The sequence below is a fragment of the Dokdonella sp. genome (assembly GCF_035703485.1).
Lineage (GTDB): Bacteria > Pseudomonadota > Gammaproteobacteria > Xanthomonadales > Rhodanobacteraceae > Dokdonella.
In genome coordinates, this window is record NZ_DASSYD010000063.1 from 1 (window position 1) to 6,439 (window position 6,439).

Annotated in this window: 6 protein-coding genes; all 6 read right to left on the reverse strand. The window is 64.0% G+C overall.

All coding sequences use genetic code 11. From position 1 onward, the window contains the following. Positions 1 to 20: 20 nt before the first annotated feature. Entirely contained in the window at positions 21 to 3,263 is a 3,243-nt protein-coding gene (locus VFN25_RS04800; protein ID WP_325139382.1) for an efflux RND transporter permease subunit, read from the reverse strand. Continuing rightward, positions 3,260 to 4,336: an efflux RND transporter periplasmic adaptor subunit gene (locus tag VFN25_RS04805; protein WP_325139384.1), complete on the reverse strand. Its 1,077-nt coding sequence runs from the start codon at positions 4,334 to 4,336 to the stop codon at positions 3,260 to 3,262. Before VFN25_RS04805 ends, VFN25_RS04800 begins: the two co-directional genes overlap by 4 nt. Then, entirely contained in the window at positions 4,336 to 4,719 is a 384-nt protein-coding gene (locus VFN25_RS04810; RefSeq protein WP_325139386.1) for a DUF302 domain-containing protein, read from the reverse strand. Before VFN25_RS04810 ends, VFN25_RS04805 begins: the two co-directional genes overlap by 1 nt. Before the next feature lie 50 nt (positions 4,720 to 4,769). Further along, the gene (locus tag VFN25_RS04815) at positions 4,770 to 4,976 is read right to left on the reverse strand and encodes a DUF2892 domain-containing protein (RefSeq protein WP_325139388.1); all 207 of its coding nucleotides are present in this window, start codon (positions 4,974 to 4,976) and stop codon (positions 4,770 to 4,772) included. A 76-nt stretch (positions 4,977 to 5,052) separates the two neighbouring features. After that, complete coding sequence (locus VFN25_RS04820; protein ID WP_325139391.1) at positions 5,053 to 5,598, reverse strand: cytochrome b; 546 nt, start codon at positions 5,596 to 5,598, stop codon at positions 5,053 to 5,055. A gap of 54 nt (positions 5,599 to 5,652) precedes the next feature. Beyond that, on the reverse strand, positions 5,653 to 6,439 hold a 787-nt coding region (locus VFN25_RS04825; protein WP_414648857.1), incomplete at its 5' end, for an NAD(P)/FAD-dependent oxidoreductase.

The following is a 6,439-nucleotide window of genomic DNA, read 5'->3' on the forward strand; positions in this document are numbered from 1 at the left end:
AGTGGCGTGAAATGGGCTGATCACGCCACCGCGTCGGCACGGCCCGCCGCCGCGCGCTCCTGATGATTGAGCCAGGCGTAGTAGAGCAGCGGGATGACCAGCAGGGTCAGCGCGGTGGAGACGAAGATGCCGAAGATCAGCGATACGGCGAGGCCCTGGAAGATCGGATCGTCGATGATGAAGAAGCCGCCGACCATGGCCGCCACACCGGTCAGCACGATCGGCTTGGCACGCACCGCGGCGGCATCGATCACGGCTTTGCGCAGGGGCTGGCCGCGGGCGATTTCATGATTGATGAAATCGATCAGCAGGATCGAGTTGCGCACGATGATGCCGGCCAGGGCGATCATGCCGATCATCGAGGTCGCCGTGTATTGCGCACCGACCAGGGCATGGCCGGGCATCACGCCGATCACGGTCAGCGGGATCGGCGCCATGATGATCAGCGGCACGACATAGCTCTTGAACTGGCCGACCACGAGCAGGTAGATCAGCACCAGGCCGACTGAATAGGCCAGACCCATGTCGCGGAAGGTCTCGTAGGTGATCTGCCATTCGCCATCCCATTTCACCGCAGGCGCGGTGATGTCGGTGGGCTGGTCGATGAAGGTCTGGCTGATCGCATCAGCGGTGCCTTCGGCGCGATTGAGTTCGCCAACCAGCGAAAACATGCCGTACAACGGACTGTCGGTCTGCCCGGCATCGTCACCGGTGACGGTCGCATATGGCAGCAGATCCTTGTGGTGGATCGCCTTCTCCCAGTTCGCCTGGCGCACCTCGACGACTTCCGAAAGCGGCACCAGCGAACCATTCGACGCGCGTACACGCACCGCCAGCAACTGGTCAATCGTGGCCTGGTCGCCGGCCGGCAGGCGCAGCCGCACCGGCACCGCATAGCGTGCGTGGCCATCCATCAGATAAGTCGCATCGTCGCCCGACAAGGCCGTGCGCAGGACCTGCGCAATGCTGGCCTGATCAAGGCCGAGCCGCGCGGCACGCACGCGATCGACGACGATGATCTCGCGCGGCGCATCGGCCTCGACGCTGGTATCGACATCGACGATATCGGCTTCGGCGCGGAATTTTTTCTCCAGCGCCAGCGCGGTCTTGCGCACCGTGGCGTAGTCCGGGCCGTAGACCTCGGCAACGATCGGCGCCAGCACCGGCGGACCGGGTGGCACCTCGACCAGTTTGACTGAAGCACCGAACTGCTTGCCGATCGCGCTCAGTTGCGGACGCACGGCCAGCGCGATCGCGTGACTCTGGCGATCACGCTCGTGCTTGTCGACCAGGTTGACCTGCAGGTCACCGACCAGCGGACCGCTGCGCAGGTAGTACTGGCGCACGAGGCCGTTGAAGGTGATCGGCGCGGCGGTACCGGCATAGCCTTGCCAGTCCCTGACTTCGGCCACGCTGGCGAGGCTGTCGGCGAGCTTGCCAAGCAGTTCATTGGTGCGCTCGAGCGTGCTGCCCTCGGGCATGTCGACGACAATCTGGAACTCGGACTTGTTGTCGAATGGCAGCATCTTGAGAATGACTGCCTGGATCACGACCAGACCGACCGCGGCCATCACCAGCACGCCCATCGCGGCGAACAGCAGGCGCCGTCGGCGCGGCGCACGCTCGGATTCGAGGAACGGCGACATCAGCTTGTGCGAGGTGCGGTTGAGCCAGCCACCGTCGCTGTCGCCATCGGGTTCCACATGATCCGATTCCGATTTGTGATGGGCGAACAGGCGCAGCGCCAGCCACGGCGTGACCACCAGGGCGACCACCAGCGACAACAGCATGCCGACCGAGGCATTGATCGGGATTGGCCGCATATACGGCCCCATCAGGCCGGAGACGAAGGCCATCGGCAGCAGCGCGGCGATGACCGTGAAGGTGGCAAGGATGGTCGGGCCGCCGACTTCGCTGACTGCCACCGGGATGATCTCGCGCAGGCGTGCTCCGCTGAGACGCTGGTGGCGATGGATGTTCTCGACCACGACGATGGCATCGTCGACGAGGATGCCGATCGAGAAGATCAGCGCGAACAGCGAGACGCGGTTGATCGTGAAGCCCATCGCCCACGAGGCAAACAGGGTCAGCATCAGGGTGATGATGACGGCGGTGCCGACCACGACCGCTTCGCGCCAGCCGAGCGTGAAGAAGACCAGCAGGATCACCGACAGCGTCGCGAAGACAAGTTTCTGGATCAGCTTGTTGGCCTTGTCGCTGGCAGTCTGGCCATAGTCGCGGGTGACGGTAAAATGCACATTGGAAGGAATGACGATACCGGCCAGCGCCTGCAGGCGCGCGCTGACGGCGCGGGTGATGTCGGCCGCATTGCTGCCGGGTTTTTTGGCGATGGCCAGGGTCACGGCCGGCGCGTTGCCGCTGGCCGGTCCTGCCTTTCCAGCGGGTGCGCCGTACCAGACGTAGCTGGTGGGCAGGTCGGCTCCGGGCCGAATCTGCGCGACATCGGAGAGAAACACCGGCTGGCCCTGGTTGAGGCCGATGACGAGGGCGGCGACATCGCTGGCACTGGCGAGGAAGCTGCCGGCGGTTACCGGCAACGTGGTGTTGTCGACAATTCGGTCACCGGCCTGACTGACCGTATTGGCCGCGCGCAGCGCGCCGGACAGGTCCTGGATCGAGAGACCATATGCGGCCAGTTTGGGCGCGTCGAGTTCGACGATCACCGCGCGCTCGGGCGCACCGATCGTGTAGACATCCCGCGTGCCCGGGATGTGCTTGAGTTCGGTTTCCAGCGTGTGGGCGACTTCGGCCAGCGCGGTCGGATTCTGCTCCGGCGCGTCGCTCCACAAGGTCACCGCCATGACCGGCACATCGTCGATGCCCATCGGCCGGATCAGCGGCTGGCCGACACCGAGTCCGGGTGGCACGAAATCCTGGTTCTGGAAGACCTGGTTGTACAGCCTGACGATCGCGGTTTGCCGCGGCACGCCGACCTCGTACTCGACCGTGAGGATGGCCACGCCGGGCCGACTGATCGAGTAGACGTGCTTGACGCCAACGATCTCGGAAAGCTTCTGCTCAAGCGGATAGGCGACCAGGTTTTCGACATCGCGCACATCGGCACCGGCGAACGGCACGATCACGTTGGCCATGGTCACGTCGATCTGCGGCTCTTCCTCGCGCGGGGTGATCAACGTCGCCGCGATGCCGAGCAGGATCGCCGCGATGGCCAGTACCGGGGTCAGCGGCGAGGCCTGGAACGCGCGCGCGATACGCCCGGAAAACCCCAGCGGCTGACTCACTGCGAACCTCCGTCATTGCGCCGGGCAAGCCACTGCGCCGCCGCGGCCGGATCGGTGGCATAGCGTTCGCCGGCGACAAGTCCGGCGAGGATCTCGACCGAGTCGCCGAAACGATGGCCGCTGCGGATCTGGCGCAGGCGGACATGGGATCCATCGACCACGTAGATGCCCTGCAGCTCGCCGCGCGCGACCAGCGCGGTCAATGGAACCAGCAGGCGTTTTGCTTCGCCGGTGGCGAATGCGGCCTTGACCGTCATGCCCGGAAACAGGCCGGTATTGTCGCCGGGCAGTTCGAGGCGCACGGTGAAGGTATGCGTGGCCGGGTCGGCATACGGAAACACGGTGACCTTGCTCGCGGCCACGCGCCGGCTGCCATCACCGGGGAGCAGCACGTCGGCAGCCTGCAGGGCACGGATCGGCGCAATCGCGCTCTGCGGGACCTGCACCGAGACGCGCAAATCCTTCAGCGATACGCCGGCGATCAGCGCCTGGCCGGGGCGTACCGATTCACCGATCTGCACGAAGCGCTCGGTGACGATGCCGGCGTAGGGCGCACGCACGACCGTGTAGTCCATCTGCTGGCCGACTTCGCTGAACTGGGCACGCGCAGCATTGAGCGCGGCCCTGGCCGCATCGCGACGGGCACGCTCCTGGTCCAGTTGCGCCCTGGCCACGAGCTTGCGTGCATACACTTCGGAAATCCGCTGGTAGGAAGCCTCGGCTTCGTCATAGGCGGCTTGTGCCGAGGCGATCTGCGATTGTGCGCGGCTCTTCGCCGACTTCTGCTCGACATCGGTGAAGCGCACGATCACCGCACCCTCGGCCACGGTGTCGTTGACGTCGTAGGGCAACTCGATCACGCGGCCGCTGGTCTGCGCCGAAATCGTCGCCTGGTTGACCGCCTCGACGACGCCATCCCAGACCTGCTCGCTGCGCCCGTCCTCGGCGCTGGCGACGGCAGTCGCGAAGGTTGGCGCTGCCGTGGGCAGCGTGTCCTCGGGCGTGGAGTGGCCGCAACCGGCGAGCAAGCCGATGCTGCCGATAGCCAATAGCAGCGAACGCGTGAAAGTCATCAAGCCGCCTCGTCGATCATCTGGATGGTGGCGGTTTCGACTTCGGCTGCGACCGCGCCGAGCTGCGGATCCTTCGACAGCATGCCAAGCATGGCTTGCGGGCGGATCATGCCGATCAGGGTCTTGCCCTTTTCGGTGTAAACCGAAATGCGGCACGGCAGGGCCATGTTCATGCTCATGTCGGCCGCCATCACCCTGGCCGCCTGATGCGGGTTGCAGACCTCGAACACCTTGCATTGCTCGGCGAACTCGACGCCCTTGCTGCGCAGGGTGTTGGCGATGTCATGCACATGCATGACACCGAACTGGTGTGCCCTGACCGCGGCGTCGAGATCCTCGACGGCCTTGTCGAAGGATTTGCTGGTTTTGGCGATGTAGTACATGGATGACCTCCAGTCATTTTGCGCAGGCGCGATGGGCGTGCGGATCGATGTCAGTTGGGGAATGCGTGGCCCGGTTTGACGCCGAGCAGACGCAGGATTTTTGCCAGCGGACAAAAGCCGGTGAACGCGGACTGCAGCAGGTTGGCGCCGACGAAGAGCGTCAGCCACAACCAGTTTGCTGATACGAAATGGGCCAGGGCAACGCTGAGCAGGATAACGCTGCCGGCAAATGCAAGAACCAGACGATCGATATTCATGGGGCACCTCGGCGGAAGACGTGTCGACCGAAAAATCAGGTGCTGCCGCTGGTCGAGCGGACGGCAGCGCCCGGATTCACCTGGATCGCTCCGGCAATATGCGCCGCAGGGCATTGTCGTGAACGATGTAGTGATGGAAGAGGCCGGCCAGCGCATGCGCGCCGATCAGGTAGTAGCCGATTTCGCCAATGGTCACGTGCAGATCCTTGAGCGTGCCCGCGAACTCCTTGTCCGGCGACACCAGCGCCGGCAATTCGAGGCCGAAGAAGGGGATCGGCTTGCCCGCCGCACTCAGGGTCAGCCAGCCGAGCACGGGCATGGCGATCAGGAACAGGTACAACGCCAGATTCATGCCGATGCCGAGCAGATGCTGCCACTGCGGTGGTGGCGGCACGATGCGGGGAATGGTGCCCAGAAAGCGAAAGGCAATGCGCAGGAAGACCAGGCCGAAAACGCTCAAGCCAAGCATGAAGTGCCACATCTTCAAGGCTTCGCGTGGATCGCTGCCCTTCGGATAGATCTCGCGCAGCAGGATCACCGCGTAGACCGCCACCAGCAGGGCCAGCATCAGCCAGTGCATGGCGATCGAAAGGCTGCCATATCGATCCAGGGTGTTTTTCATGGGCATCGGTCGGATCCTCGGTTTGGGTTGATGGCCGTATTGCGCTGAGGAATTCTACTTGTCGGATTTCAGCCGCTCGATGCCGAGCGCCTTCATCACGTACTTCTCATAAACCGGATCGGTGTTGCCGGTGCGCATCTTGCGCAGGTAATACTTCTCGAAAGCCACTTTTGCCAGATGCACCCACTTGCCGACCCTGGCCCAGGTGACATTGCGTGGCGGGATCTGCGGCAGGGCGACAAAGGCCACGCCGGTATCACCCATATCGGCCAGACAGACCGCATTCCAGGTCGCCCTTGCCTTGCCTTCGATCCCGGCCAGTTCATCGCGCAGATTGTGTGCGATGGCGGTGACCATTGATTCGATCATGAAGCCGGTCTTCGGCGCGCCGGTCGGCACCGGAGTCACCTCGACCGGCGGAATCGCCACGCAGACGCCAGCGGAAAAGACGTTGCGGAAGGTCGGGTTGCGCTGGTGGTCGTCGATGATGATGAAGCCGCGCGGATTGGTCAGCCCTTCGATGCCACGTACCGCATCGACACCGGTGAAGGCCGGCAGCAACATCGAGTAGGCGAACGGCAGTTCGTGGGACTGGCTGACGACGCCCCTGGCATCGACCTCGTCGACCTTGACCTTGCCTCCTTCGACAGCGGTCACGCGGGCATTGCTGATCCACTTGATATGGCGCTGGCGCATTTCCGATTCGAGCAGGGTCTTCGAATCACCGACGCCGCCGAGGCCCATGTGGCCGATATAGGGTTCCGAGGTCACATAGGTCATCGGCACGCGATCGCGCAGCTTGCGCTTGCGCAGGTCGGCATCGACGATCATGGCGAATTCG

What these genes read in the sequence shown, in the direction of transcription:
- VFN25_RS04820 (WP_325139391.1), bottom strand. Translation starts at nt 5,598, where the DNA reads ATGAAAAACACCCTGGATCGATATGGCAGCCTTTCGATCGCCATGCAC.
- VFN25_RS04815 (WP_325139388.1), bottom strand. Translation starts at nt 4,976, where the DNA reads ATGAATATCGATCGTCTGGTTCTTGCATTTGCCGGCAGCGTTATCCTG.
- VFN25_RS04805 (WP_325139384.1), bottom strand. Translation starts at nt 4,336, where the DNA reads ATGACTTTCACGCGTTCGCTGCTATTGGCTATCGGCAGCATCGGCTTG.
- VFN25_RS04810 (WP_325139386.1), bottom strand. Translation starts at nt 4,719, where the DNA reads ATGTACTACATCGCCAAAACCAGCAAATCCTTCGACAAGGCCGTCGAG.